The organism is Nocardia sp. NPDC024068 (assembly GCF_040638875.1).
In the GTDB taxonomy this organism is placed as follows: Bacteria; Actinomycetota; Actinomycetes; order Mycobacteriales; family Mycobacteriaceae; genus Nocardia.
In genome coordinates this window covers 1-25,807 of sequence record NZ_JBEZYU010000037.1, presented here as the reverse complement: position 1 = coordinate 25,807, position 25,807 = coordinate 1, and the positions used below count along the sequence as shown (strand labels likewise).

Sequence of the window (25,807 nt, the reverse complement as noted above, 5' to 3'; positions counted from 1 at the left end):
TGCGGCGGGCCGGACCACCGCTTTCGGCTGCGGCCGGGCGCGGCCGGGGGACGGGCCGTGGCCGTTAGGATCGCGGCGATGCGCCACCGACTCGTTCTCGCCACGGCGCTGGTCGTCGTCGCGGTCGTGGTGCTCGCGCTGTGGCCGGTGTACGTCCGGCCGCAACGTGAGGATCCCGCTCCGGCCGACGCGATCCTGGTGCTCGGCGGTGCGCACGACGGCCGGGAGGCGCTGGGTCTGCGGCTGGCGCGCGAGGGGTACGCGCCGCGGGTTCTCATCTCCAACCCCTACGAGGACAGCCCGCTGATCAACCGGATCTGTCACGGTGGGTACAGCTTCGAGGTCATCTGTTTCGATCCCGAGCCGCGGACCACCCGGGGCGAAGCCCGCTATCTGGCCGAGCAGGCGCGTGCGCACGACTGGCGGCGGGTCATCGTCGTCACCTTCACCCCGCATATCTCGCGCGCGCGGTATGTGCTCGGCAAATGCTGGGACGGGCAGCTGATGTTCGTGGACACCCGGCCGCGGCTGTCGGTCCCGCGGTGGGCCTACGACTACGTGTACCAATCGGCGGGCTACGTGAAGGCGATGTTCGAGAATTGCGGGTAACCTGCCGGACTATTTCCGAACCTTTGAGGGCACGTGCCTTCAGTTTGACTGCGGGTGCGCGGCGTGGCTACATTCGCAGTGGCACCGGTAGTCGCCGGACCTGCTGCGACGACGCATGAAGCCTTCGGGAGCGTGTATGGATTACGACTGGTCGGAGGCCGACAAGGCCTTCCGAGACGAGGTACGGGCATTCCTGGCCGAAAAGCTGACGCCCGAGATCAGCACCGCGGGCCGGTTGATGACGAGTGTCTACTCCGACCACGAGGCAAGCCTGGAATGGCAGCGCATCCTGCACGAGCGGGGCTGGGCGGCGCCGCACTGGCCGGTCGAATGGGGCGGCTGTGAATGGTCGCTCACTCAGCACTACATCTTCAGCCGCGAACTCACCCTGGCGGGCGCCCCGGCGCTCTCGCCGATGGGCATCCGGATGGTCGCCCCGGCGCTGATCGCCTTCGGCACCGAGGAGCAGAAGAAGTACTTCCTGCCGCGCATCCTCACCGGGGAGGTCTTCTTCTGCCAGGGCTACTCCGAACCGGAGGCCGGGTCCGATCTCGCCGCCCTGAACATGTCCGCCGTCGCCGACGGCGAAGATTTCGTCTGCTCCGGCAGCAAGATCTGGACCACCCACGCCACCGAGGCGAACTGGATCTTCTCCCTGGTCCGGACCTCCCGCGAGGGTAAGAAACAGCAGGGCATCACCTTCCTGCTGATGGATATGACCGCCCCGGGTATCGAGATCCGGCCGCTGGTGATGAGTTCGGGCGAGCAGGTCCAGAACCAGATCTTCTTCGATAATGTGCGGGTCCCCCAGAGCAATGTGCTCGGGCGGATCGACGACGGCTGGACCGTCGCGAAATACCTGCTGGTCCACGAGCGCGGCGGCGGCGCCATGGCGCCCGCGCTGCAGGCCATCGCCGAGAACATCGCGACGGCCGCGGCGACCCAGCCCGGCCGCGACGGCAACCCGCTCAGCGCCGATCCGCATTTCGCGGCGCAGCTGGCCGACGCCCGGATCCGCACCGAGGTGCTCGAGGTGCTCGAGTTCCGGACCCTGGCCGCGATGGCGCAGGGCAAGGATCTGGGGACGTCGTCGTCGATGCTGAAGATCCTGTCCACCGAACTGAGCCAGCAGCTCACCGAGCTCGCGCTCACCGCGGCCGGTCCGCGCGGCCGCGTCTACCAGCCGCACGCCACCGCGCCGGGCGGTCCGATCGCCGAATACACCCCGCCGTCCGACGGCTACCTCAGCGGCGCCGACTGGCAGGCCGTGGCGCCGCTGCGCTACTTCAACGACCGCGCCGGATCGATCTACGCCGGTAGCAACGAAATTCAGCGAAATATCCTCGCCAAGGCAGCATTGGGGCTCTGATGGACTTCACCTTCACCGATGAGCAGCAGATGCTGCGCGACGCTGTCGCCGGTTTTCTCGCTGCCCGGTACGACCTCGAGAACAGCCGGAGCGCCGTCAAGACCGGCGCGGGCTGGCAGCCGGAGATCTGGCGGGGGCTGGCCGAACTGGACGTCCTCGGCCTCACCCTGCCCGAGACCGCCGGCGGCTCCGGCGGGGGTCCCGTCGAGGGCATGATCATCGCCGAGGAACTCGGGCGGGCCCTGGTCGTGGAACCGTATCTCGACACCGTGGTGGTCGGCGGCGGTCTGCTGCGCAGGTCCGGCGGCGAGGGCGCGCAGGCGTTGCTGTCGCGGATCACCGAGGGCGCCGCGCGAATCGCCTTCGCCGCGCTCGAACCCGGCTCCGGCGAAGTGCGCCACGATGTCTCGGTCACCGCGCGGCGTGACGGCGCGGACTGGGTACTCGACGGCGCCAAGATCGTGGTGACGAGCCTGCCCATCGCCACCCATCTGATCATCTCCGCGCGTACCTCCGGCGAGCGCCGCGATCACGACGGAATATCGCTGTTCCTACTGGAATTCGACCCGTCCGCGCCGCCCGCCGGAGTCGAGGTGCACCGGTATCGCACCATCGACGACCGAGTGGCCGCCGACCTCACCCTCACCGGCTTCCGCGTCCCAGCCGACGCGCTGCTCGGCGCGGAAGGCCGGGCCTGGCCGGTGATCGACGCGACCGTGGACGACGCCATCGCCGCGGTCGCCTCCGAAGCCGTCGGCCTGATGCGCAAAGTGCTCGACGACACCGTCGAATACACCAAACAGCGCCAGCAGTTCGGGGTGTCGATCAGCAGTTTCCAGGCACTACAGCACCGTATGGTCGATATGCTCATCGAACTCGAGCAGAGCGTTGCCGCCGCGTACCTCGCGGCCTACGCGCTCGAGGCCGAACCAGCCGAACGCGCCCGTGCCATCTCGGCGGCCAAGGTCACCATCGGCCGCGCGACCCGTCTCATCGGCCAGGAATCGGTGCAACTGCACGGCGCGATGGGTATGACCGAGGAATTGGCCATCGGCCACTACTTCAAGCGGCTCACCGCCATCGAATACGAATTCGGTTCCAGCTCCGATCATCTCGCACGCTATATCGCGTTGACGAACTCCTGATCGGAATGCGCACCCCACTCACCCGTGCCCGAGTGGGGTGCGCGAAAACCCGCGCCGGGCCGTGCGGTGGCTCGACAGAGGGGGATCACCGCGCGGCCCGGTCCGTGCTTCAGTACTCCAGTTCGGTCCATGGGATGGTGATCGGGAACGGGAAGTCGATATGGACGCCGTCCGGGTCGGCGGGGGTCCATTCACCGGCCAGGATGTAATTGGCTTGACGTAGCGGCCGCACGCCATCGGGGAGCGGTCCGGAGTCGGTCTCCAGGCCATAGGCTCGGATCGTGGCTATGGCACTTTCTGCCCCAGCCAAACTCACCTGCCAGTACCAGGGGATCCCCGCGCCCGCGTATCGTGCTTTCTTTGCTTCCATATCCGATTGCGTATTGCTCGGTGACAGAACTTCGCCGACCAAGCGGGTGTCGGTGGCCCGGACATCCTGGAAGGGCGAAGACAAGCAACGGAACACGAGAAAATCGGGTGTCAGGAAATTCGACTTACCGTGGCTGTTCAGGAAACATTGGTTTCGGCTTCGACCCTCCAGCAGCTGTCGGGTTGGTCTGCCATCGTCTTCCGGGCATTGCGCTCGAACGCGTTGGTCAGACGACGACTGAAGGTCTGGTGTTCGCTCGGTCCGCGACGTACCCAGACCACCCGGCCGTCCCACAGTTCGATCTGGCCGGCGACCTCCTCGGGTAGCTGCTCGAGTTCCTCCCATGACATGGACTCGGGCAGGTCCGGGCGATCACTGTTCGGCAGCGACATGCCGACATGATATGCCCGGTTCCGATCCGTTTCGAGGCTGTACCGGGTTTGCCTCTCGGCGTCCGCCGGCGACGGAATAGCGATCGGCGGACGCGACTTGGACCACGGTATGACGGACACACAGTTCGACCCCCGCACCTTGCTGAGCGAGAGTCGCCTCGGCGTCCTCGCCACCATCAAATCCGACGGGCTGCCGCAGCTGTCACCGGTCACGCCCTACTACGACCGCGCCGCCGAGATCATCTATGTCTCCATGACCGAGGGCCGCGCCAAGACCGTGAACCTGCGCCGTGACCCGCGGGCGGCGCTGGAGGTGACCCGGGCCGACGGCTGGGCCTGGGCGACCGCGGAGGGGTCGGTGACCTTGACCGGCCCCGGCACCGATCCGCACGGTCCGGAGGTCGAGGCGCTGGTGGACTACTACCGTGCGGCCGCCGGGGAGCACCCTGACTGGGATGAGTACCGGTCGGTGATGGTCTCCGATCGCCGGGTCCTGATGGCGTTGTCCGTTGATCGGGTGTACGGCGCCGCCCTGCGTTGAACGGGACGACCGGAGCGCCCGGAGCGGGAGCCGCCGTCGGGAGAGCACGTTCGGCACCGCTGCCCACTGCCACTCCGTCGGTTCCGGTGGCGGACCGGCGTGGTCCGGATACAGGCGCGGCACGGGTCCGGCCCGCACCTTCCGGTGCGAGACCCGGAGACACGAGCAGGGCCCGGCGATTCGATCGCCGGGCCCTGCTCGTGTCCGATCGGGTGTTCGTCAGCTCTTACGACCCGGTGCCTTCGCGCCGGATTTGAAGCCGAGTGCCCCTGGTTTCGCCTGCGGCGGGGTAGCCCCGGAATCGTTGCCGGCGGAGCCGTTTCCGTTACCGGACGTATCGGTCTCGCTGGTCGTTTCCGGCGCGGTCTCGGCGGTGACCTCCGGGGTCGCCTCCTCGACTGCCTCGGCCGGCTCGGGTTCGGTCGCCGGGGCCGGCTCCGCCGCGGCCTCGGCACCCGGAGCCTTCGGGCCCGGACGTTTGAACCCGGACTTCATCGCCAGACCCTTGGCCGGCTTCGACGGCTTGCTCTCCTGAGCGGGCGCGGGGGCCGGTGCTTCGGCTTCCGCCGGAGCGGAATCGGTGACATCCGAGTCTGCGGATGCGGGGGCCTCCGCAGAAGCCGACTCGGCAGCGGGCCTGGCCCCCGGCGCTTTCGGGCCGGGGCGTTTGAAGCCGGACTTCATGGCCAGACCCTTGGCCGCGACCGTGGGCTTGGTTTCGGTCGGAGCGGCACTCGCGGTCGCTTCCGCTTCCGCGGTCGCCGCCGGCTCGGTTTCCGGCTCGGCGGCAGGTGCCTTCGCTCCGGGCGCCTTTCCGGCACCTTTCATGGCGAGACCCTTACCGCCGGGCGCCTTGGCGGCGCCCTTCATGCCCAGACCCTTCACCGGGGGAGCCGCCTTGGCTTCGCCCGATTCGGCCGGAGCGGTTTCGGCGGGCGCGGATTCGGCCTTCGCGCCGGGCGCCTTGGCCGCGCCCTTCATGGCCAGACCCTTACCGCCGGGCGCTTTGGCGGCGCCCTTCATACCGAGGCCCTTGGCAGGGGCGGGAGTGGCGGTCTCGCCCTCGGCAGTGGGGGCTTTCGCCTCGCCGCCGGGTGCCTTCGCTCCGGGTGCCTTCGCGGCGCCCTTCATGCCCAGACCTTTACCGGGTGCCTTCGCCGGGCCCTTCATGGCCAGGCCGCCACCCTTCGGCGCCGCCTTCTCCGCGGCGGGCGCGGCCTCGGCGACAGGTTCGGGTTCGGGCTCCGATTCGACTTCCGGTTCGGGTTCGGCTTTCGGTTCCTGGATGACCGTGAGGTTCTCGGTCAGCTTCGACGGGTCGACCCGTTCGATCGAATCCAGCATCAGCTGTGCGACGTCGACGACCTCGACACCCTCACCCTGACCCGATTCCTGGCGGGCCGTCACACCGTCGGTGAGCATGACGCGGCAGAAGGGGCAGCCGGTTGCGATCTTTGCGGGCGAGGTGGTCAGCGCCTCGTCCACGCGGTCGATATTGATGCGCTTGCCGAGCTGCTCTTCCATCCACATCCGGGCGCCACCGGCGCCGCAGCACATGGACCGTTCGCCGTGCCGGGGCATCTCCACCAGAGTCGAGCCGGAGGCGGCCATCAGTTCACGCGGCGCGTTGTAGACCTTGTTGTGCCGGCCCAGGAAGCAGGGGTCGTGATAGGTGACGTTCTGCGAGACCGGGGCCACCGGAACGAGCTGTTTACCGCGCACCAGCCGGTTCAGCAGCTGCGTGTGGTGCACCACCTCGTAGTTACCGCCCACCTGGGGGTATTCGTTGTTGAGCGCATTGAAGCAGTGCGCACAGGTGACGACGATCTTCTTCTTTTTCTGCTCCACACCCTCGAACACCGAATTCAGGACTTCGATGTTCTGCATCGCGAGCTGCTGGAACAGGAATTCGTTACCCGCGCGCCGGGCGGAGTCACCGGTGCAGGTTTCCTCCTGGCCGAGGACCATGTACTTCACACCCGCGGTCGCCAGCAGTTCGGCGACGGCCTTGGTGGTCTTTTTCGCGCGGTCCTCGTAGGCACCGGCGCAGCCCACCCAGAACAGGTATTCATAGCCGTCGAAGCTGTCGGCGTCCTTACCGAACACCGGGATGTCGAAATCCATCTCGTTGATCCAGTTGAGCCGGTCCTTGGCGTTCTGGCCCCACGGATTGCCCTTGTTCTCCAGGTTCTTGAACAGACCCGCGAGCTCGGACGGGAACTCCGATTCGATGAGCACCTGGTAGCGGCGCATATCGATGATGTGGTCGACATGTTCGATATCCACCGGGCACTGCTCGACGCAGGCGCCGCAGGAGGTGCACGACCACAGCACCTCGGGGTCGATGATGCCCTGAACCTCGGCGTCGCCGACCAGCGGGCGCTCCGACTCGGCGCGGGCGGCCTCGGAGATCCGGGCCAGTTTCGCCTCGTCCGGCTTGCCCTCGCTGTCGACCAGGCCGATCTCGTCGCCGCCCGCATCCCGGCTGCCACCGGCCAGCAGGTACGGCGCCTTGGCACGGCCGTGGTCGCGCAGCGACATGATCAGCAGCTTGGGCGACAGCGGTTTACCGGTGTTCCAGGCGGGGCACTGCGACTGGCACCGGCCGCATTCGGTGCAGGTGGTGAAATCCAGCCAGCCCTTCCAGGAGAAGTCCTCGATCCGGCCGGCGCCGAGGGTATCGGTGTCCGGATCGACGTTCTCCATATCGAGGGCGCGACCCTTCGACATCATCGGCTTGGCCGCGCCGAGGGCGACGCCACCGTCGTCTTCACGCTTGAAGTAGATGTTCGGGAAGGCCGAGAACCGGTGCCAGGCCACGCCCCAGGTGATGTTGCGGCCGACCAGGTAGAGGAATGCCATACCGGACATCAGCTTGATGAAGGCGAAGATCGACACCATGGTCGGGCTGGCGGGCAGCAGTTCGGCCACCCGCATGGTGAAGAAATCGGTCGCGCCGTTGGCGTGGCCGTAGGTCGCGATCTTGCCGGCCTTCACGAAGACCATGCCCAGGCCCTCGAGGAGCACGATCGCCTCGATCACGTAGGCCGGGCCGAAGGCGGAACCGCTGAAACGGGAGAGTCGCTCCGGGACCCGCGGATGGTTCAGCTGCCGGATGACGATCAGCGTCCCGATGCCGACAACGGTGCCGATACCGAGGATCTCGTCCCACAGGTGGTAGAGCACGGTGTTGCCGATGAGCGGCCAGTGGAAGGCCGGATCGAAGGTCTGGCCATACGCCTCGAACCAGAGGATGGCGCCGCCGATGAAGCCGATCATCACGAGCCAGTGGGCCCAGCCGACCGTCCGGAATTTGTTCATCCGGGTGTGCGCCAGGAACTCCACGAGCATCTGCTTGAAACGCGGGAAGAACGGTCGCCAGCGGTCCGGGGCGGACTGGCCCAGCATGATCGACCGGACGATATCCCGGACGCCGCCGAAGAACGACGCCCAACACAGCAGGCTGAGCGCCGCTCCCAGGGTGCCCAGCGTCACTGTCAGGGCATTCATGTCGCGACCTTTCTTTCGAAGCAACACGAGGTACGGAGAACTGAGCAGTACCCGTCCGGCTCGTATCGTAACCGCCAGTAAGTTACTCGCCAGTAACTACTGGTGTCCACTGTACGATCGCCGGCAGGCTGCGGCCCGTCTGCCTGGGTTTTTCGCGACGATCGTGGCGTGATCAACATCACTGTGTTCAGTTGTTCGTCCATAACGGAACGACCTGATCAACACCGTAAAGGGCCCGCTGTCGCGCACCGTGATAAGGCCAGGCTTACCCGTGCCGTTTCTTACGCTTGGGAAACGAATCTCGCCTTTTGACAGTGCATTCGATTACGCTCAGCCCGATCTATCAGGAAGCGTGACATCTCATAACGCTCGGGGAGGATTTCCGGGTCGGTTCTATGTTGACCCCCTCGCGTTGAGATGTGACCTCGGACACCCGATTGGAATTGGATGACACTCCCGAGATCCGCCGTGATCGCAGCACTGGTCACCGGCTCGCTCGCTATGGGCTTCAGCACAGCTCATGCGCAACCGGCGGCAGCGCCGAAGGAAACGGTCAACTACGCCGTTCAGTTGCTGGAAAAGACAGTGGTCGCCACGATCAACGGCGGAACCTTCTCCATCGTCGAGAAGGAAATCGCCGCGCAGGAGCCCGGCACCTCGCAGGAAGAACCCGTCGCGGGGGAGGCGGCAGGGGAACCCATCGCGGAGGGCGCCACGGCGGAAGCCGATAAGGCAGACGTCCAGAAGGTCGTCGAGATCAAGGACAAGGCCGGAGCCCTGGTGGCCTCGATGCCGCTGGAGTTCACCGCCAACGGCGTCGAGATCCCGGTGGCCTCCGAGGTGAAGAAGGACGGCGCAGTCCTCGAGATCACCCCGGAGCAGCCGGCCGGTGTTCCGGCGGGCGCGCAGGACACCGTCCTGCAGCCGGTCGCCATGCCGCAGGTCGTGAAGCCGATCGCTTCCCCGGCCGAGAACCAGATGGCGATCAGCGAGTTCTCCAGCAACTTCGGCCTGGCCACCGCCATCGGCGGCTTCATCGGTACCGCTGTCGGCTTCGTGGTCGGCTGTGTCGTGATCCCGGCACTGGGCTGCATCCCGGGCGCCGGTATCGGCGGCATCATCGGCACGATCGCCGTCGGCGGACCGACGCTGATCGGGGCCGGTGTCGAGCTGGTCAACACCCTGCAGGCGCCGGCCGGTGCCAGCAAATGGGCCAACGGTGGACAGCCCCAGACCGAGCCCGCCAAGGCGGAAGCGGAAGTAGAAGCGCCCAAGTAACGGCCGATCGGTCCCGCCTGCCGCACACTGCGGGGCGAGACCGCGCAAGCCGCGGATCGCATCGTGAGAGGCGGTCACGGTCTCGGAGTGAACTCCGGACCGTGACCGCCTCTTTCGCGTTCCGGCCGTTGCGGCGTTCCAGACCTTGCGGTCGTAGCGGTAGGTCACCGCCGCATCCGGGACCAGGCCGTGTTTCTCGCTCGCCCGAGCGGGGCGGATTCCGGCGACGATCACCCTCGACGGCGGACCCGTGGTCAGTGATCCGGTGGTGCCGCGGAGGGGCGCGCATTCGGCCCGTGAGCGCAGATGCCTCCCCGGGGTATGCCCGGGGCTGGGGGAATGTCCTACGGGCAGCCAGAAGGGCCGGCAGCTGTGCTGCCGGCCCTTCTGGTCTGCTCGATGCCGTGCGACCCGTTCCGTGCGGATGGGCCCGGCCCCGCCGCCCTCCGCGTCGAACGGAGGGCGGGCGATGGCTAGCTCGTGCGGATGCGCAGTCCCGGGTTGTCGGAGAGCACTACGCTCACCGGCTGCGCGAACAGTTGCGGGGCGTTACCGGTGAGCACGCCCAGCAGGTTGGGGATCTCGCAGATCGGGTAGTCGGCCACCGAGGAGGCGCTGGAGATACCCAGCGCCATGCGGCCGGTCACGATCGGGCCGCCGCTGTCGCCGGGGAGGGCGCAGATATTGGCGGAGAAGCTCTGGGTGAGCTGACGATCGCCGACCTGGACGGTCTGATCCACGGCGTTCACCACACCGCAGCTGAAGCCGGTCCGCGAACCGGACTTGCAGACCGGAGCGCCCACGACCGGGGCGGCCACGCCCTCGATCGGCACCGGCGCGGCGGCCGGAACCTTGACCTGGTTGTTCTCGAAGCGGCCGGCGGCGCCGTCCTCGATATCCAGGATCGAGTAGTCCTGGTTGCCCAGCACCGACTTCTGGAAGGTGGCGATCTTCGGGCCGACCTTGTTGCCGCCCAGCGATTCGTGCACGGTGGCCGCGCCGACGTTCTCGAGGTTGGGGTTGCAGTGTCCGGCGGTGATGTTCACGACGTTACCGGCCGGGCCGATGCCGTTGAATCCGAAGGAGCAGCGCAGCGAGCTGTCCCCGGCGATGGACGCGAACCCGTCACCGCCACCGAGGCCGACGGTGCCGGCCTCGGCGACCGCCGCCGCCTGCGGCAGGGTCTCCGCGGCGACCGGCGGGGCCATCACGATGACCCGCGCCGGATCGATGAAGTTCGGCATCGGCAGCCCGGCCTTGTCGACCCGCACCGCGATGCTGTTGTTGACGGTATCGATCACGACGCCGCGAACCAGCGCGGACACTGCCGCGGGCTGTCCGTCGAGCCAGCGCTCGAATGCGCTCTTCTCGCCGCGCAGGGTCGATTCGCTCTTGGCGACGTTGCGGACCACGAAACCGCTGGACTCGGCCGCGCCGCGCGCTTCGTCGGCACCGGGGCCGGGGGCCAGGGCCACCACGCCCTTGCCCTGTTCGTCGAGCCAGGAACCCGCGAAGACCTGCGGGAACTGCCGCTGGGCGGTGGTGGCGAACGCCGCCACCTGCTGGGCGGTATCGGCGCGGGCCAGGTACTCCTCCGGGGAGATGTGCAGATCGCGCTGCAGCGCGGCGACGAGATCGCCGGGCAGGCCGGGAGCGGGTTCGGGGGCGGCCGAGGAGACCGCGGTGGGGCCGAAAAGCAGCACGGCCGCCGAAGCGGCAATCGCGGCGCGGTGCAGTCGGTTTCTGGTCGGCGACTCTCGCCGTTTCCCAATGCGTGGCATGAGCATGCAGAGACTATATCGGGCTCATCCGGCGTTCGGCCTGGTTCGTACGCTGATGCCGCTGCCGACGCCGCCGCCGGAGGCCGCATCGGCCTGCGCGAGGATCGCGCGGATCGGAATACCCAGCGTGGCGGTGCCGCCGTACTGGGCCATCGCGATGTTGGCCTTTTCGCAATCGGGTGCGTCGGCGGCGTTCGATCCGCTGGTGATACCGAGTGCCAGGGTGCCGGTGACGATGGCCCCGCCGCTGTCCCCGCCCAGGGTGCAGGCCGAGCTCGCGAAACCGCGGACCGTCTTGGCCTCGCCCTCGGTGGTGAACAGCTGGGTCTCCACCCGGTCGGCGACCACGAAGCCGCAGGTGAAGGTGGAGGACTGCCCGGACTTGCAGACCGGCGCACCGGTCACCGGGTCGGCGGTGCCGGTGATGTTCAGGGTGGTGCCGTTGGCGCCGCGGACCGAGGGCTGGTCCATACCCGCGCCGACCGCCCGCTCGTTCAGCTGGATCACCGAATAGTCGAGGGTGCTGGGGCCGCCGAGTTCCGACTGCACGAAGGTGCCCAGCTGCGGGCTCGCCGGGATATTGCGGACATTGGGGCCGTAGACCGAAGCCCGTTCGTCGCCCTTGTCGAGATTGGGGTTGCAGTGCCCGGCGCTGATATTCAGCGCGTTTCCGGCGGCGTCCACACTGTTGAAGCCGAACGAGCAGACATCCACACTGCGCAATTCGGCGTCGTCCAGCGGGCCGGGGGCGCTGATGTAGGTATCGCCGCCCATGGGATGACGTTCGACAGGGCCGCCGGCGTCCGGAGAAAGGACGACTTTGATGTTGGCGATCAGCGTCGGCAGATTGAGCATATGAGCCAGCGGCGTATTGGCGACATTCACGACCAGCTGGCTGTTGAGGAAGTCGATGGCGATCGAATTGATCACCTGCGAGATATCCCGGGGCTGCCCGGCGACCCATTGGTTCAGTTGCGTCAGCGAGGTTTCCAGCGCGGCAGCCGAAACCGGGGCCAGCCGGGTCTGGTAGCCGTCGGCGCTGGCCACCTTGGCGGCGTCCGGCGAGGTGACGGCGACGACCGGCTTTCCCTCGGGGTTCAGCCACGCGCCCGCGAACACATCGGGACGTTCGGTGCGGAAATCGCTCGCGTAGGTCTGCAACTGCTGGGCTCGGGCCGACCGGTCCAGGTATTCGGTCGGAGTCATATTCAGATCGCGGGACAGCGCTTCGACGAGTTCGGCCGGAAGATCCTCGGCTCTGAGCTGTTCCGGTGCGGGGGCCGCCGTCGCCGACGTCGCACCGAACAGAGGAGCCAGGAGGACGGTCGAGCTGATGACGGCAGCCTTGACCGCGGCGCGACGCGCCACCGACTTGCGCATGGAGTCCCTTCGTAGGCACTTTGTGCCAGATATTCCGCGGCCACGGGATTGAATCCGTTGGCGCGCAGGTTTCCTCGAGCAGTGACCGGGTGCCGGGGTGGCCGGAATACACCGGTCAGGCGAACACTCTATGGCACAAAACGCTATCTGGCTTCCTCTTGACGGCCTTCCTTGGATCCGGTGTCTGGAAGGTCCATTTCGGGGTTCTCGTCGGTGGGAAATGGCATCGGAAACGGGAAGAACTCGAAACCGTTCGACGGTCGGGTTTTCGTGGTGGGGGTTTCGGTCCCGGTGGTCGGTTCGGTGAGCGTCGGGCCCGGGGTCCGAGTGGCGTCGGGGGTGCCGGTGGTGGTGGGCACCGGGGTGGGAGTGACGGTCACCGGCGGAGGCGGCGGCTCGGCGTAGGTCGGTTCCGGCTCATAGGTCGGCTCGAGTTCGTAGGTCGGTTCCACCGGCGGCGGCGCCAATGGCTGCGGCAGGACGGGCGGGGGGACCGGCGACGCGGCGGGCGTTTCGGTGGTCGTGGGGGCGGGCGGGGTGCCCGGCTCGGCGGATCCGCGGCCCAGCAGGACCGCGACACCGACGGCGCCGATCACGACACCGCCCAGCGCGGCGGCGGCGACCAGGCCCGCGGTGCGGCGGACGCTCCTGTCGGCGACGGGGCGCGCGGGGGGCTCGGGTGCCGCGGCCTTTGCCGCGACCCTGCGGCTGCCGGTGGCGGGAGCGACGGCGGGGACGGCGGCGGCCGGGGCGCTCGTCGCCGGGCGTTCCGCGGCGGGGACGCCCAGCCCGGCGGCCAGTACACCGAGGCTCGGTCCGCCGTAGGTGGCCTCCGGGTCCATGGCCGGTGAGATCGCCGAATACGCCTTGGCCGGGGTATCTCCACCGCGCAGTTTGGGCATGACGATCGTGTCGAGAAAAGAGTTCTCCGCGGTCGTGGGATCGGGAGGGGTGGCCCCGGCGGGGGTGTCGAGGACAACGGCGAGCGCGGCCCGGCCGGCGCTCTCCGCGAAGTAGCTGCCCCTCTCGGCCGTGGTGAGGCCCGCGGGCGGGGCCGGTAGGTCGTCTTCGCTGATCAGGGTGACCGTTTTCAGGCCCAGGTAGTCCAGGGCGCCGCGCAGCGCCAGTACCTGCGCGACCGGCCAGCCGGCCGGATGGGTGGCGTAGAACTCGGCCGCGCCGTGCAGATATTCGGCGGTCAGGTTGATCAGGCAGAACAGCGCGGTGGCCAGCAGGTCCTCGCCGCGGAAGGCCTCGCCGTCGTCCACCACCACGCCGGCGGGATCGCCCACCGCGGCGACGAAGCCGGTGATCGTATGGGTGTGGTCGGGTGGCGCGTGCGTACCGCCCAGGACGGCGTCGCCGTCGTCGGACATGTGCAGAACGGGTTCCCGGAGGATGAAATACGGATCTGCGCCGTCGCCGACGACCGCTGCGGCGCACACGTGTTCCGCGATGTGCAGGCCCACCCCAGTGGCCATCCTCGGATCCTCGCTTCGACGTACTCGTCCAACAACCGCGACACGGGTTCGCCCGTGACCGGCCCGGCGGCGGGCGCCGGGTCACCACGGGCGGAGCATTGACAATAACTCCGATTCGGCACCGGCGGGGATCCGGGCGGGACGGTGCGCGGGTGCCGGGCACGGCACAGCTGGGTCACGATGTCGTTGCGGCGGGGTTCGCCGCGGCGATCGCGGGAAGACTGGTGCGGGCCCGGTCGCAGGGGGCGTGGGAATAGTTCGCCGGAGCCCTGGGTTGAGCTGTTCGACAATGTTGAGTGAACTCGGCTCAAGTTTGACTTGACGGCTCGCCGGTAGGCGGGCAGGATTGAGCCGACCACGCTCAGTATTGCTGGGGCCGTGCTCTATGCCGTGCCTGGGGCTGGTCCGGAACGCCGTGGCTCCCCCGGAGCCCGGCGTACGTGGGCGGACAGGCCCGTGCAGACACAAGCAGTCGAAAAATGAGGAGGAACAAATGGCTCGTGCGGTCGGAATCGACCTCGGGACCACGAACTCGGTCGTCGCCGTTCTCGAAGGTGGTGAGCCGGTCGTCGTCGCCAACTCCGAGGGTTCTCGCACTACGCCCTCTGTCGTCGCGTTCGCGAAGAACGGCGAAGTACTGGTCGGGCAGCCGGCCAAGAACCAGGCCGTGACCAACGTCGACCGCACGATCCGTTCGGTGAAACGCCATATCGGCACCGACTGGACCGTGGAGATCGACGACAAGAAGTACACCTCGCAGGAGATCAGCGCGCGCACGCTGATGAAGCTGAAGCGCGATGCCGAGTCCTACCTGGGCGAGGAGATCACCGACGCGGTGATCACCGTCCCCGCCTACTTCGAGGACGCCCAGCGCCAGGCCACCAAAGAGGCCGGGCAGATCGCCGGGCTGAACGTCCTGCGCATCGTCAACGAGCCCACCGCGGCCGCCCTGGCCTACGGCCTGGACAAGGGCGACAAGGAACAGACCATCCTGGTCTTCGACCTCGGTGGCGGCACCTTCGACGTCTCGCTGCTGGAAATCGGCGAAGGCGTCGTCGAGGTCCGCGCCACCTCCGGTGACAACCACCTCGGTGGTGACGACTGGGACGAGCGGGTCGTGCAGTGGCTGGTCGACAAGTTCAAGTCGAGCTCGGGTATCGACCTGACCAAGGACAAGATGGCCATGCAGCGGCTGCGTGAGGCCGCCGAGAAGGCCAAGATCGAGCTGAGCTCCTCGCAGAGCACCTCGATCAACCTGCCCTACATCACGGTCGACGCTGAGAAGAACCCGCTGTTCCTCGACGAGCAGCTCACCCGCTCGGAGTTCCAGAAGATCACCTCGGACCTGCTCGACCGCACCCGTGCGCCGTTCCAGTCCGTGGTCAAGGACGCCGGGATCAAGGTCGCCGATATCGACCATGTCGTACTCGTCGGTGGCTCCACCCGTATGCCCGCGGTCTCCGAGCTGGTCAAGGAACTGACCGGTGGCAAGGAGCCCAACAAGGGCGTGAACCCGGACGAGGTCGTCGCCGTCGGTGCCGCCCTGCAGGCCGGTGTGCTCAAGGGTGAGGTCAAGGACGTCCTGCTGCTCGACGTGACCCCGCTGTCGCTGGGTATCGAGACCAAGGGCGGCGTGATGACCAACCTCATCGAGCGCAACACCACCATTCCGACCAAGCGTTCGGAAACCTTCACCACGGCCAACGACAACCAGCCGTCGGTGCAGATCCAGGTGTTCCAGGGTGAGCGTGAGATCGCCGCGCACAACAAACTGCTCGGCTCCTTCGAGCTGACCGGTATCCCGCCGGCCCCGCGCGGTGTGCCGCAGATCGAGGTCACCTTCGATATCGACGCCAACGGCATCGTGCATGTGACCGCGAAGGACAAGGGCACCGGTAAAGAGAACACGATCAAGATCCAGGACGGCTCCGGTCTGTCCAAGGAAGAGATCGACCGGATGGTCAAGGACGCCGAGGCGCACGCCGCCGAGGACAAGGCACGCCGTGAGGAAGCCGAGACCCGTAACCAGGCCGAATCGCTGGTACACCAGACCGAGAAGTTCATCGCCGACAACGAGGACAAGGTCCCGGCCGATGTGAAGACCAAGGTCGAGGCCGCGATCGCGGAGGCCAACGAGGCGCTCAAGGGCACCGATACCGCCGCGGTGAAGGCCGCGGTGGAGAAGCTGGCCACCGAATCGCAGGCGCTCGGTCAGGCGATCTACGAGGCCCAGGCGCAGGAAGGCGCGGCTTCCGGTAACGGTGCCGCCGCCGACTCCGGTGACGACCAAGTGGTCGACGCCGAGGTCGTGGACGATCCGGTCGACACGGAGAAGAAGTGACGAATACGGGAAACAACGACAAGTCGGGAGAGGCATCGGAGCCGGTGAGCTTCGTCGACAAACGCAAGATCGATCCGGAAACCGGTGAGGTCCGTGAACAGGGCGGGGCGGCCAAAGGTGCCGCCCCGGCCGGGGGCGAGGAAGGTGTCGCCCCGCAGGCGCCGCAGGCCGGACTCGACGAAGACGCCGCCGACGCGGCATCGGCGGAGGCTCCGGCCGCGTCCCCCGCGGACGAACTCGCCGAGCGGACCGCTGATCTGCAGCGACTGACGGCGGAATACACCAACTACCGGCGCCGGGTCGAGCGCGATCGCAAAACCGCGATCGACAACGCCAAAGCGGGAGTGGTCAACGAACTGCTCGGTGTGCTCGACGATCTGGATCGTGCCCGCGCGCACGGTGATCTGGAGACCGGGCCGCTGCGGTCGGTGGCCGACAAGCTGGCCGAGGCGCTGCGCAAACAGGGACTCGAGGAGTTCGGATCCGAGGGCGAGCCCTTCGACCCGAATCTGCACGAGGCCGTCCAGCACGAAGGCGCCGGGCACGATCCGGTGATCGGTGTGGTGATGCGCAAGGGCTACCGGTTCGGCGAGCGGGTGCTACGGCACGCGCTGGTCGGGGTCACCGACGGTGTGGGCGATACCGCGCCGGACCCCGGCACCGCGGCGGCCACCGCCGGGGCGGAGGCATCGGATGCTGATGCCGGCTCCGGTAATTGACGATAGTGCGAGAGGAGGAGACGCTCGGTGAGCCAGCGGGAGTGGATCGAAAAGGACTTCTACAAGGAGCTGGGTGTCTCCTCCAACGCCTCGACCGACGAGATCAAGAAGGCGTACCGCAAGCTCGCCCGTGATCTGCACCCGGACGCCAATCCGGGTGACGCCCAGGCCGAGGAACGGTTCAAGGCCGTCAGCGAGGCCCATACCGTGCTGTCTGATTCGGCCAAACGCGCCGAATACGACGAGACCCGCCGCCTGTTCGCGGGTGGCGGATACGGCCGGGGCGGCGGCTTCGCTCCCGGCGGCGGTGGCGGGTTCTCCCAGAGCTTCGACCTGGGCGACCTCTTCGGGCAGGGCGCCGGTGCCGCGGCCGACGGCGGCCTCGGCGATCTCTTCGGTGGTCTGTTCAACCGGGGCGGCGGGGGCGCGCGGACCGGTCAGCGGCCGCGACGCGGCGCCGATGTGGAGGCCGAGACGACCCTCGGTTTCCGCGAGGCGGCCAAGGGTGTCACCGTGCCGTTGCACCTGACCAGCCCGTCCCCCTGCACCACCTGTCACGGCAGCGGTGCGAAGCCGGGCACCAGCCCGCGGGTGTGCCCGATCTGCAACGGCAGCGGTGTGGTGAGCCGCAACCAGGGCGCGTTCGGTTTCAGCGAACCCTGCGACGATTGCCGCGGCACCGGGTCGATCATCGATGATCCGTGCGTGGACTGCCAGGGCAGCGGTATCCAGAACCGCACCCGCACCATCAATGTCCGGATTCCCCCGGGTATCTCCGACGGTCAGCGCATCCGGCTGGCCGGGCAGGGCGAGGCCGGACTGCGGGGCGCACCCTCGGGTGACCTGTTCGTCACGGTGCGCGTCGGCCAGGACAAGGTCTTCGGCCGGGCCGGCGATGACCTCACACTGGCACTACCGGTCAGTTACAGTGAATTGGTGCTCGGCACGACCGTATCGGTGCCCACCCTGGAGGGCCGGGTCGGCGTGAAGGTGCCACCGGGCACCGCGGACGGCCGCATCCTGCGGGTGCGCGGTCGCGGGGTTCCCAAACGTGGTGGCGGAGCCGGTGATCTGCTGGTCACCGTGAAGGTCGCCGTGCCGCCGAAGCTGGACGACGACGCCGTGGCCGCATTGCGCGCGCTACAGGAGGCGGAGAAGGCCAGCGGCTTCGATCCGAGAGCTGGATGGGCAGGTGCGTGATGTCCACTGATCCGAAACGGGCACCCGAGGGCAGTTCGGCGCGTGCCGAATATTTCGTCATCTCGGTGGCCGCCCAGCTGGCCGGTATGCACGCGCAGACGTTGCGTACCTACGACCGGCTGGGCCTGGTCACCCCGCAGCGCACATCGGGTGGCGGTCGGCGCTATTCGGAACGGGACGTGGAACTACTGCGCGAAGTGCAGCGGTTGTCCCAGGACGAGGGCGTCAATCTCGCCGGAATCAAACGGATCATCGAACTCACCAACCAGGTGTCGGAGCTCCAGCAGCGGGTAGTGGAACTCTCCGCGGCCTTGGAGCGGGAGCGCAGCCGCCCGGACTACCGCCCGGAACTGCTGCCGCCCCAGCGCAATACCGCTCTGGTCGTCTGGCAACCCCGCAACCGGAGAAGGTAGCCGGCCGGTCCCGGCGCACGCTCGATGGAAACCCCGCGAATGTTTTCCGCGGGGTTTCCATCGTTCGAGTACTTCTCGCGAAGGGGGTGGCCGCCGGCTGGGCCCGGGTCGCGACGCCGCCGTGGACCACGTCAGGGCTCATCGTCGCCGTTCCGGGGCGATTCGGATAGCAGACGGAACTCTGACTTATCCACAACCCTCCCCAGTTCCAACTCGACCTCGAACTCGCGAGGTGCCGCACCACACCGGGCGATCATCTCGCGCGCTTCCGAGCGGATCGACTTCTTGTCCGCGACGATCCGTTGCACCCCGAAAGCGGGCGCGTAGATGAGCCACTGTGTTCCAAAACAACTGACCTGCACCGAGAACAGCATGACCACCCCTTGGCCGAGTCGATGGATTGCTCGCCGCGTCGGGGTTGGGTTGGCACCCGACGCGGCGGCCGATCAGAACGTAGAGATGGAGCGACCTCGGAATCCAGATGTATGCCGAACTAAGCCAAGTTGTCTTGATCGCAGGCAGCTGGGATCAAATCGTGAAATCATGAACTATCGGATCGGCATAGTTGCACTTGACTCGAAGGCTGGGGGCATCATGCGAGTGAGTTTCTTGGGACGCGGTGGGTCAGCAGATGGTGATTGCCCCACGCTCTATGCAACCGACCGCGGGAGCTATCTTGTGCAGGGGTGGAGGACAACTCGCCCCGAGACTGTGGAGATACCCCATCTGCTTACCGGGTTCGCTGAACCCGAGATGTATATCGGCGCGACCATGACCGATACCGGCCGGGGAACCTTCCGGCTCGATGGAACACCGGTAACCGACCCTGAGATGTTGGCTCAGTTGACCATCGCCGAGCACGAAGCGGCTGTTGAGGTGCCGAAGAAGCGGAGAACTTTCTACGGTGGAGTTGAGACAGGGTAACCCTTGGCCCGAATTGTTTCGGCAAGCGAAACGCTCGGCCTTCCACTTGGAGGTCCGAGACACCTACGCGGTGCCGAGCGAGTCCGATCCATTTCGGCGATTCCTCGATGGTGCGCAGATCGAGAAGGACCGGTTTCTGTCCAGGCCATGGATCGACCTTGTCCGGCAAACGGCGGGCCGGGGCGTCGGCGTGAGCCGGGTACGCGTAGTAACCGTGCCGCACAGTGACTACCAGCGTTGGTTGCTGTCGGTCACCGGCGGCAATGTGGAGGCCGGCGAAGATATCCGATACCTACCCCGGCACGCTGCCGGGACGGTTCCTCCGGATGATTTCTGGCTCTTCGACGATCGCTTGGTCGGATTCAACCTCACCGACCACGACGGCAAGCCCGTCGGCGCGGCAGTCACCACGGATCCGGGGATTGCCGCGTACTGCGGCGGAGTAAGAGATCGACTCTGGGAAATCGCGATCCCCTACGCGGACTACATCGACCGGTGACCGACTCGGTCCAGCAACAACGCGAGGTGCTCGGCGGCAGGCTCCGGGAGCTTCGCCTGGCGTCGGGGCTGAGCGGAAGCGAACTGGCTCGGCAGGCGGGCTGGCACCAAACCCGAGTGTCGAAGATCGAATACGGCAAGACCAAGCCCACCGAAGCCGACATCAAACTCTGGTGTGTACTGACCGATGCGACTGGTCAAGAAGCCGATCTCATCGCGACTGCCCGGAATATCGAGCACGCATATCTGGAATGGAGGCGCGTTCTCTACGCGGGGACCCGCCGGAGGCAACAGCTGTCGCTGAAGCTCGCGGAACAGACCGCGATCATGCGTATCTATCAACCCTCACTAGTCCCGGGCATACTGCAAACCGCCGAGTACGCCCAGGCCATGCTGCGCCGATCCATCGACTTCCACCGGATATCCGATGATCTGGAGGCCGGTGTCGCAAAGCGCATGGAACGGCAACAACTGCTGTACAAGGGCGACCGCAGGTTCCACATCCTCATCGGGGAGCAAGCCCTGTACACGACAGTGGGGAACGACTCGGTGATGGCCGGCCAGCTGGATCGGCTGCTGGCCGTGATGGGACTCTCCCGCGTCACATTCGGGATCGTCCCCGCCCTCGCGGAACTTCCGATGCAAACAACGAATTTCGTCATGTTCGACAATCGGCGGGTGATGGTCGAGGCCATGACAGCCGAACTGACGATCTCTCAGCCGCGCGAGATAGCGCTCTACGGAAGAGCGTTCGAGACAATGGCGGGTCAGGCGGTGACCGGGGAACCTGCCCGGCGACTGATCCGGGCGGCCCTGGACCGGCGCTCGTGATACGCGACGTCGTCGCCGGCCCTCACGCGCCTTCGAATTGGATGCGTTCGGGTGGGGTTCCGGTGTCGAGGAGGCGTTCGACCGTGGAGCGGGTCATGGCGGGGGAGCCGCAGACCAGGACCTGGTGGCGGCCGAAGGATCCGTGGGAGCCGACCACGTCGGCGAGGGTGCCCTGGATCAGGTCGTCCTCGTCGAATCCGATATCCACGCGGTGTCTTTCGTGCCATTGGTCGGGCCAGGACGGGTCCTCGAGCCGTTCCACTACCGGGACGACGGTCAGCCAGGGGAGGCTGTGGCCGAGGATGACGAGCATATCGCCGGCGTACAGGTCGCGGGGGGAGAAGCCGCCGAAGAAGAGATACGTGGCGGGCGGTTCGGGATGCCGTGCCAGTTCGAGGATCTGAGAGCGCAGCGGGGCCAGTCCGGTGCCGCCGGCGATCATCACCACCTCGTCCCCGTCGGGGTCGACGGTGAACATGCCCTGGGGTGCGGAGAGTTTCCACCGGTCGCCGACGGCGGTATCGGCGACGATCCCGCCGCTGCACCAGCCGCCCGCGACCGTGCGCACATGGAACTCCATCTTGCCGTCCATCGAAGGGGGCAGGGCGGGGGAGAATCGGCGCCGCATCCCCGGGAACTGCGGGACCTCGACCTCCACGGACTGTCCCGCGGTGAACGGCACGTAGTCGCCGATCAGCCGGATCACCGCCAGATCGTGGCGCAGCCGATGGTGTTCGACGACATCGGCCATCCAATATGCCTGCCGGGACGAGTGATCGCGGGACACGCGGGGGTCGTTGGTCATACGCGGGCCTCAACCCTTTCGGGGCCTGGTGAACGGTGCGGGTACCGGATCACACCGGGTCGGTGCTGATGATCTCTTCCGGCGTGCCCACCGCGAGCAGCGCGCGCCGGGTGTCGGCGATCATCGTCGCCGAACCGGCGATCTGGATCTGCCGATCCTCCCATGCGCCGAAACTGGCGACCACCGCGCCGAGATTGCCGACGAGCCGCCGGTGCATCCCGTAGGGCGCGTCCTCGGTGGGATGCGGGTACCACCACGGGTTGGTCTTGTGCTCGCAGACCGGGACCACGGTGAGCCACGGGTTGCTCTGCGAGAGCTGCCACATGTTCTCCACGTCGTACAGGTCGCACGGGTAGACCCCGCCGATGAAGAAGTGCACCCGCGGGTTGATACCGCGCCGGCCCATCTCGATCAGCTGGGCCCGCAGCGGGGCGACTCCGGTGCCGGAGCCGATCATGAGCACATCGCTGCCGCGATCCGGGTCCACCTGCAGGCCGCCGAGCGGGCCGCCGATGAGCCAGCGGTCGCCGACCTTGGTTTCGCCGACGATGGAGGGACTCACCCAGCCGCCGCGGACCTTGCGGACGTGGAATTCGATCTCGCCGTACGGGTTCGACGGGATGGCCGGGGACAGGTAGCGCCACATCCGCGGGCGCTGCGGTACCGAGACCGGGACGTACTGCCCGGCCAGGTAGGGGATCGGGTCGTCGGATTGCAGCCGGACGATGGCCAGATCGTCGAGGACATGCCGGTGGCCGACGACGGTCGCTTCCCAGTAGGGCGGGGCGTCGTCGGAATTGGCGCCGATCGCCATGGCGGCCGAGATCAGCAGACAGACATCTCGCCAGCCCTCGGCGAGTTCTCTGGTCCAGTAGGGGCCGTTGTAGCTCTGGAAGGCGGCGTAGAGCGCCGGACCGGCCAGGTCGTAGTGCGCGGCTTCGACGCCGTACTTGCGGTGGTCGCGGGCGAGTTGTTCGAGGAACTTCTGCGCACGGTCCCAGTCCTCCAGATGGTCGAGCATGTACTGGATAGCGGTGGCCAGCCGCTTCGCCTGCATCTCCATCGCCGGAGGGAACAGTTCTCGCAGCCGCGGGTTCTCCGCGAACAGGTGACCATAAAACGCGCTGACCAACCGCTCGGGTCCAGCCGGAGTGTCGAGCACCGACTGGAAATTGGCGCGGACCAGCGCTGCCGAACGCGCATCCACGGCGTGGAGCTTCCTTTCCCTGAAATCTGCCCGAAGGGACGTACCCGTTACCGGCCGTCCTTCACTCGACCAGTATCCCCGAAAATTGTGATGATGGTGGATGTGAAATACGGATACCGGGTTTGAGTGATCTTGTTCGCGGGTATCGCGCCTGGGCTGCGCGCCGTGATCCGGCATTTTTCCGGCTACCGGTGGGTGGGCTCAGGGCGCGAAAAATTTCAAACTTGAGCGGAACAGACTCAACCTTTCGGACGTTGAAACGGGCAGAACGGCACGAGTCCCCGCAAGCGGGTGCGGTTGCCGGAGGAGATATCGACTAGCAGGAAGGTGCTTCGTGGACTCGTTCAACCCCACCACCAAGACTCAGGCCGCGCTGACCGCCGCGCTGCAGGCCGCCTCGGCCGCCGGAAACCCCGAGATCCGGCCGGCCCATCTGCTGGTGGCGCTGCTGGACCAGACCGACGGAATCGCCGGCCCGCTGCTGGAGGCCGTGGGCACCGATCCGGCGACCGTGCGGCGCGAGGCGCAGGACATCGTCGACCGGCTCCCGCGCGCGTCCGGCGCCACCACCACACCCCAGCTCGGCCGGGAAGCGCTGGCCGCGATCACCGCGGCCCAGCATCTGGCCACCGAACTCGGCGACGAATACGTCTCCACCGAGCATGTGATGGTCGGCCTCGCCGACGGCGATACCGATATCACGATGCTGCTCCAGAAATACGGGGCGACGGCCGCCGCGCTGCGCGAGGCGTTCACCGCGGTACGCGGCAACGCCCGGGTCAGCAGCCCCGATCCCGAGGGCAGCTATCAGGCGCTCGAGAAGTACTCCACAGATCTCACCGATGCCGCGCGCGCGGGCAAACTCGATCCGGTGATCGGACGGGATACCGAGATCCGCCGCGTCGTACAGGTGCTCTCCCGGCGCACCAAGAACAATCCGGTTCTCATCGGTGAGCCCGGTGTGGGTAAGACCGCGATCGTCGAGGGCCTGGCCCAGCGCATCATCGCGGGCGATGTCCCGGAATCACTGCGCGGCAAGTCCGTCGTCTCGCTCGATCTCGGCGCCATGGTGGCGGGCGCGAAATACCGTGGTGAGTTCGAGGAACGGCTCAAGGCCGTGCTCGAGGAGATCAAGTCCAGCGCCGGGCAGATCATCACCTTCATCGACGAACTGCACACCATCGTCGGGGCCGGCGCGACCGGCGAATCGGCCATGGACGCCGGCAATATGATCAAGCCGATGCTGGCCCGCGGTGAACTGCGGCTCGTCGGTGCGACCACGCTCGAGGAGTACCGGCAGCACATCGAGAAGGACGCGGCCCTGGAACGCCGCTTCCAGCAGGTGCTGGTAGGTGAACCCACCGTGGAGGACACTGTCGGAATCCTGCGCGGTATCAAGGAGCGCTACGAGGTGCACCACGGCGTGCGGATCACCGACTCCGCACTGGTGGCCGCGGCCACCCTCTCCGACCGCTACATCACCTCCCGGTTCCTCCCCGACAAGGCCATCGACCTGGTGGACGAATCGGCGTCGCGGCTGCGGATGGAGATCGACTCGCGGCCGGTGGAGATCGACGAGGTGGAGCGCGCGGTGCGCCGGCTCGAGATCGAGGAGGTGGCACTCTCCAAGGAAACCGACGAGGCGTCCAAACTGCGGTTGGAGAAACTGCGCGCCGAACTCGCCGACGATCGGGAGAAGCTCAACCAGCTCACCACCCGCTGGCAGAACGAGAAGACCGCGATCGACCAGGTCCGGATTCTCAAGGAACAGCTCGAGGGGCTGCGCGGGGAATCCGACCGCGCCGAACGTGACGGCGATCTGGGTAAGGCAGCCGAACTGCGCTACGGCCGGATCCCGGCATTGGAGAAGGACCTCGCCGAAGCCGAACGGGTCTCCGGGGCGGCGGCCGACGGCGAAGTGATGCTCAAGGAGGAGGTCGGCCCGGACGATATCGCCGAGGTGATCTCGGCGTGGACCCATATCCCGGTGGGCCGGCTGCTCGAGGGCGAGACCGAGAAACTGCTGCGGATGGAGGCCGAACTGGGCCGCCGGGTGGTCGGGCAGCGCGCCGCGGTGCAGGCGGTGTCCGATGCGGTGCGGCGCGCCCGCGCCGGAGTCGCGGACCCGAACCGCCCCACCGGCTCGTTCCTGTTCGTCGGGCCCACGGGTGTGGGTAAGACGGAGCTGGCCAAGGCGCTGGCGGATTTCCTGTTCGACGACGAACGGGCGATGGTTCGCATCGATATGAGCGAGTACAGCGAGAAACACGCGGTCGCGCGCCTGGTCGGCGCCCCGCCCGGATACGTCGGCTACGACCAGGGCGGCCAGCTCACCGAAGCCGTGCGGCGGCGGCCCTACACCGTGGTGCTGTTCGACGAGATCGAGAAGGCGCATCCGGATGTATTCGATATCCTGCTCGCCGTTCTCGACGAGGGCAGGCTGACCGACGGTCAGGGGCGGACGGTGGATTTCCGCAACACCATCCTGATCCTGACCTCGAATCTGGGCGCCGGAGCTGATCCGGAGTTCGTCATGAACGCGGTCCGCGCCGCCTTCAAACCGGAGTTCCTGAACCGGCTCGACGATGTGGTGATGTTCGACGCCCTGGACGAGGACCAGCTCGCGCACGTGGTGGATATCCAGCTCGACCAGCTGCAGCGCCGGCTGGCGCAGCGGCGGCTCACCCTGGAAGTCAGCGATTCGGCCCGGTTCTGGCTGGCGGTGCGCGGCTACGACCCCGTGTACGGGGCCCGCCCGCTGCGGCGGCTGATCCAGCAGTCGATCGGCGACACCCTGGCCAAGGAACTGCTGGCCGGCAAGATCACCGACGGCGACACGGTCGAGGTGGGTGTGTCCCCGGACGGCGACCGGCTGGTGGTGGCGGGGTTGTAATTTTGGCGCGGCTTCGCCGCGCGGGGTTCGGCCCTCTTGGCGTCTGCTGTCAGCCCTCGAGACTCGTGGCTTCGCCACCAGGCAGTGGTGGGGGGGAAGCAGAAGCGGGGCGGAACCATT

General features: G+C 67.2%; 22 protein-coding genes. 13 read left to right on the top strand and 9 right to left on the bottom strand.

Features of this window, described 5'->3' with window-relative positions:
* The first annotated feature begins 78 nt into the window (after nt 1-78).
* The 3 genes from AB0F41_RS22860 to AB0F41_RS22850 all read left to right on the top strand — a co-directional run bounded on the left by AB0F41_RS22860 (nt 79) and on the right by AB0F41_RS22850 (nt 3,123).
* Entirely contained in the window at nt 79-609 is a 531-nt protein-coding gene (locus AB0F41_RS22860; RefSeq protein ID WP_357426954.1) for a YdcF family protein, read from the top strand.
* A 136-nt stretch (nt 610-745) separates the two neighbouring features.
* A complete protein-coding gene (locus AB0F41_RS22855) occupies nt 746-1,978 on the top strand; it encodes an acyl-CoA dehydrogenase family protein (RefSeq protein ID WP_357426952.1) in 1,233 nt (410 codons plus the stop codon).
* On the top strand, nt 1,978-3,123 hold the full coding sequence (locus AB0F41_RS22850; protein WP_357426950.1) for an acyl-CoA dehydrogenase family protein: 1,146 nt from the start codon (nt 1,978-1,980) through the stop codon (nt 3,121-3,123). Before AB0F41_RS22855 ends, AB0F41_RS22850 begins: the two co-directional genes overlap by 1 nt.
* A 109-nt stretch (nt 3,124-3,232) precedes the next feature.
* On the opposite strand, the gene AB0F41_RS22845 is transcribed toward AB0F41_RS22850, so the two are convergent.
* Together AB0F41_RS22845 and AB0F41_RS22840 are read right to left on the bottom strand one after the other, a co-directional pair.
* Nucleotides 3,233-3,589 carry a Uma2 family endonuclease gene (locus tag AB0F41_RS22845; RefSeq protein WP_357426948.1) on the bottom strand — a complete coding sequence of 119 codons (357 nt, stop codon included), beginning with the start codon at nt 3,587-3,589 and terminating at the stop codon, nt 3,233-3,235.
* Nucleotides 3,590-3,630: 41 nt separating this feature from the next.
* On the bottom strand, nt 3,631-3,885 hold the full coding sequence (locus AB0F41_RS22840; RefSeq protein WP_357426946.1) for a hypothetical protein: 255 nt from the start codon (nt 3,883-3,885) through the stop codon (nt 3,631-3,633).
* 109 nt (nt 3,886-3,994) lie between these two features.
* Here AB0F41_RS22840 and AB0F41_RS22835 point away from each other — a divergent pair, with 109 nt between their 5' ends.
* Nucleotides 3,995-4,426, top strand: a complete 432-nt coding sequence (locus AB0F41_RS22835; RefSeq protein WP_357426944.1) for a PPOX class F420-dependent oxidoreductase — start codon at nt 3,995-3,997, stop codon at nt 4,424-4,426.
* Between the two features lie 219 nt (nt 4,427-4,645).
* Here the strand turns inward: AB0F41_RS22835 and AB0F41_RS22830 are convergent, their stop codons facing one another.
* Nucleotides 4,646-7,936 (bottom strand): (Fe-S)-binding protein, encoded by a 3,291-nt coding sequence (locus AB0F41_RS22830; protein ID WP_357426942.1) that lies wholly within the window; start codon nt 7,934-7,936, stop codon nt 4,646-4,648.
* 447 nt (nt 7,937-8,383) lie between these two features.
* On the opposite strand from AB0F41_RS22830, the gene AB0F41_RS22825 reads away from it, so the two are divergent.
* A complete protein-coding gene (locus tag AB0F41_RS22825) occupies nt 8,384-9,214 on the top strand; it encodes a hypothetical protein (protein WP_357426940.1) in 831 nt (276 codons plus the stop codon).
* 473 nt (nt 9,215-9,687) lie between these two features.
* Here the strand turns inward: AB0F41_RS22825 and AB0F41_RS22820 are convergent, their stop codons facing one another.
* The 3 genes from AB0F41_RS22820 to AB0F41_RS22810 form a co-directional block, all read right to left on the bottom strand.
* The gene (locus AB0F41_RS22820) at nt 9,688-10,995 is read right to left on the bottom strand and encodes a S1 family peptidase (protein ID WP_357426938.1); all 1,308 of its coding nucleotides are present in this window, start codon (nt 10,993-10,995) and stop codon (nt 9,688-9,690) included.
* Nucleotides 10,996-11,019: 24 nt separating this feature from the next.
* A complete protein-coding gene (locus AB0F41_RS22815; protein WP_357426936.1) occupies nt 11,020-12,375 on the bottom strand; it encodes a S1 family peptidase in 1,356 nt (451 codons plus the stop codon).
* A 143-nt stretch (nt 12,376-12,518) separates the two neighbouring features.
* A complete protein-coding gene (locus AB0F41_RS22810) occupies nt 12,519-13,856 on the bottom strand; it encodes a hypothetical protein (protein ID WP_357426934.1) in 1,338 nt (445 codons plus the stop codon).
* A 493-nt stretch (nt 13,857-14,349) separates the two neighbouring features.
* Here AB0F41_RS22810 and dnaK point away from each other — a divergent pair, with 493 nt between their 5' ends.
* The 4 genes from dnaK to AB0F41_RS22790 are packed head-to-tail and all read left to right on the top strand — an operon-like array spanning nt 14,350 to nt 18,529.
* On the top strand, nt 14,350-16,197 hold the full coding sequence (gene dnaK / locus AB0F41_RS22805) for a molecular chaperone DnaK (RefSeq protein ID WP_357426932.1): 1,848 nt from the start codon (nt 14,350-14,352) through the stop codon (nt 16,195-16,197).
* Nucleotides 16,194-16,916: a nucleotide exchange factor GrpE gene (grpE, locus tag AB0F41_RS22800; RefSeq protein ID WP_357426930.1), complete on the top strand. Its 723-nt coding sequence runs from the start codon at nt 16,194-16,196 to the stop codon at nt 16,914-16,916. Before dnaK ends, grpE begins: the two co-directional genes overlap by 4 nt.
* A 27-nt stretch (nt 16,917-16,943) precedes the next feature.
* A complete protein-coding gene (dnaJ, locus tag AB0F41_RS22795; protein WP_357426928.1) occupies nt 16,944-18,116 on the top strand; it encodes a molecular chaperone DnaJ in 1,173 nt (390 codons plus the stop codon).
* Nucleotides 18,116-18,529: a helix-turn-helix transcriptional regulator gene (locus AB0F41_RS22790; protein WP_357426926.1), complete on the top strand. Its 414-nt coding sequence runs from the start codon at nt 18,116-18,118 to the stop codon at nt 18,527-18,529. Before dnaJ ends, AB0F41_RS22790 begins: the two co-directional genes overlap by 1 nt.
* 131 nt (nt 18,530-18,660) lie before the next feature.
* Here AB0F41_RS22790 and AB0F41_RS22785 read toward each other — a convergent pair whose 3' ends face one another.
* Complete coding sequence (locus tag AB0F41_RS22785) at nt 18,661-18,903, bottom strand: hypothetical protein (protein ID WP_357426924.1); 243 nt, start codon at nt 18,901-18,903, stop codon at nt 18,661-18,663.
* Between the two features lie 169 nt (nt 18,904-19,072).
* On the opposite strand from AB0F41_RS22785, the gene AB0F41_RS22780 reads away from it, so the two are divergent.
* Genes AB0F41_RS22780 through AB0F41_RS22770 form a run of 3 tightly spaced genes read left to right on the top strand, consistent with a single transcriptional unit; the run spans nt 19,073 to nt 20,782 of the window.
* A complete protein-coding gene (locus AB0F41_RS22780; protein WP_357426922.1) occupies nt 19,073-19,453 on the top strand; it encodes a hypothetical protein in 381 nt (126 codons plus the stop codon).
* The gene (locus tag AB0F41_RS22775) at nt 19,434-19,952 is read left to right on the top strand and encodes a DUF6879 family protein (protein ID WP_357426920.1); all 519 of its coding nucleotides are present in this window, start codon (nt 19,434-19,436) and stop codon (nt 19,950-19,952) included. The genes AB0F41_RS22780 and AB0F41_RS22775 overlap by 20 nt, the downstream gene beginning before the upstream one ends.
* Nucleotides 19,949-20,782 (top strand): helix-turn-helix transcriptional regulator, encoded by an 834-nt coding sequence (locus AB0F41_RS22770; protein WP_357426918.1) that lies wholly within the window; start codon nt 19,949-19,951, stop codon nt 20,780-20,782. The genes AB0F41_RS22775 and AB0F41_RS22770 overlap by 4 nt, the downstream gene beginning before the upstream one ends.
* A 22-nt stretch (nt 20,783-20,804) precedes the next feature.
* Here the strand turns inward: AB0F41_RS22770 and AB0F41_RS22765 are convergent, their stop codons facing one another.
* The gene (locus AB0F41_RS22765) at nt 20,805-21,587 is read right to left on the bottom strand and encodes an FAD-binding oxidoreductase (protein ID WP_357426916.1); all 783 of its coding nucleotides are present in this window, start codon (nt 21,585-21,587) and stop codon (nt 20,805-20,807) included.
* Between the two features lie 49 nt (nt 21,588-21,636).
* A complete protein-coding gene (locus AB0F41_RS22760; RefSeq protein WP_357426914.1) occupies nt 21,637-22,794 on the bottom strand; it encodes a globin domain-containing protein in 1,158 nt (385 codons plus the stop codon).
* 334 nt (nt 22,795-23,128) lie between these two features.
* Here AB0F41_RS22760 and clpB point away from each other — a divergent pair, with 334 nt between their 5' ends.
* Nucleotides 23,129-25,687: an ATP-dependent chaperone ClpB gene (gene clpB, locus AB0F41_RS22755; protein WP_357426912.1), complete on the top strand. Its 2,559-nt coding sequence runs from the start codon at nt 23,129-23,131 to the stop codon at nt 25,685-25,687.
* Nucleotides 25,688-25,807 lie beyond the last annotated feature (120 nt).

What these genes read in the sequence shown, in the direction of transcription:
- AB0F41_RS22860 (WP_357426954.1), top strand. Translation starts at nt 79, where the DNA reads ATGCGCCACCGACTCGTTCTCGCCACGGCGCTGGTCGTCGTCGCGGTC.
- AB0F41_RS22855 (WP_357426952.1), top strand. Translation starts at nt 746, where the DNA reads ATGGATTACGACTGGTCGGAGGCCGACAAGGCCTTCCGAGACGAGGTA.
- AB0F41_RS22850 (WP_357426950.1), top strand. Translation starts at nt 1,978, where the DNA reads ATGGACTTCACCTTCACCGATGAGCAGCAGATGCTGCGCGACGCTGTC.
- AB0F41_RS22840 (WP_357426946.1), bottom strand. Translation starts at nt 3,885, where the DNA reads ATGTCGCTGCCGAACAGTGATCGCCCGGACCTGCCCGAGTCCATGTCA.
- AB0F41_RS22835 (WP_357426944.1), top strand. Translation starts at nt 3,995, where the DNA reads ATGACGGACACACAGTTCGACCCCCGCACCTTGCTGAGCGAGAGTCGC.
- AB0F41_RS22830 (WP_357426942.1), bottom strand. Translation starts at nt 7,936, where the DNA reads ATGAATGCCCTGACAGTGACGCTGGGCACCCTGGGAGCGGCGCTCAGC.
- AB0F41_RS22825 (WP_357426940.1), top strand. Translation starts at nt 8,384, where the DNA reads ATGACACTCCCGAGATCCGCCGTGATCGCAGCACTGGTCACCGGCTCG.
- AB0F41_RS22820 (WP_357426938.1), bottom strand. Translation starts at nt 10,995, where the DNA reads ATGCCACGCATTGGGAAACGGCGAGAGTCGCCGACCAGAAACCGACTG.
- AB0F41_RS22815 (WP_357426936.1), bottom strand. Translation starts at nt 12,375, where the DNA reads ATGCGCAAGTCGGTGGCGCGTCGCGCCGCGGTCAAGGCTGCCGTCATC.
- AB0F41_RS22810 (WP_357426934.1), bottom strand. Translation starts at nt 13,856, where the DNA reads ATGGCCACTGGGGTGGGCCTGCACATCGCGGAACACGTGTGCGCCGCA.
- dnaK (WP_357426932.1), top strand. Translation starts at nt 14,350, where the DNA reads ATGGCTCGTGCGGTCGGAATCGACCTCGGGACCACGAACTCGGTCGTC.
- AB0F41_RS22790 (WP_357426926.1), top strand. Translation starts at nt 18,116, where the DNA reads ATGTCCACTGATCCGAAACGGGCACCCGAGGGCAGTTCGGCGCGTGCC.
- AB0F41_RS22785 (WP_357426924.1), bottom strand. Translation starts at nt 18,903, where the DNA reads ATGCTGTTCTCGGTGCAGGTCAGTTGTTTTGGAACACAGTGGCTCATC.
- AB0F41_RS22780 (WP_357426922.1), top strand. Translation starts at nt 19,073, where the DNA reads ATGAACTATCGGATCGGCATAGTTGCACTTGACTCGAAGGCTGGGGGC.
- AB0F41_RS22765 (WP_357426916.1), bottom strand. Translation starts at nt 21,587, where the DNA reads ATGACCAACGACCCCCGCGTGTCCCGCGATCACTCGTCCCGGCAGGCA.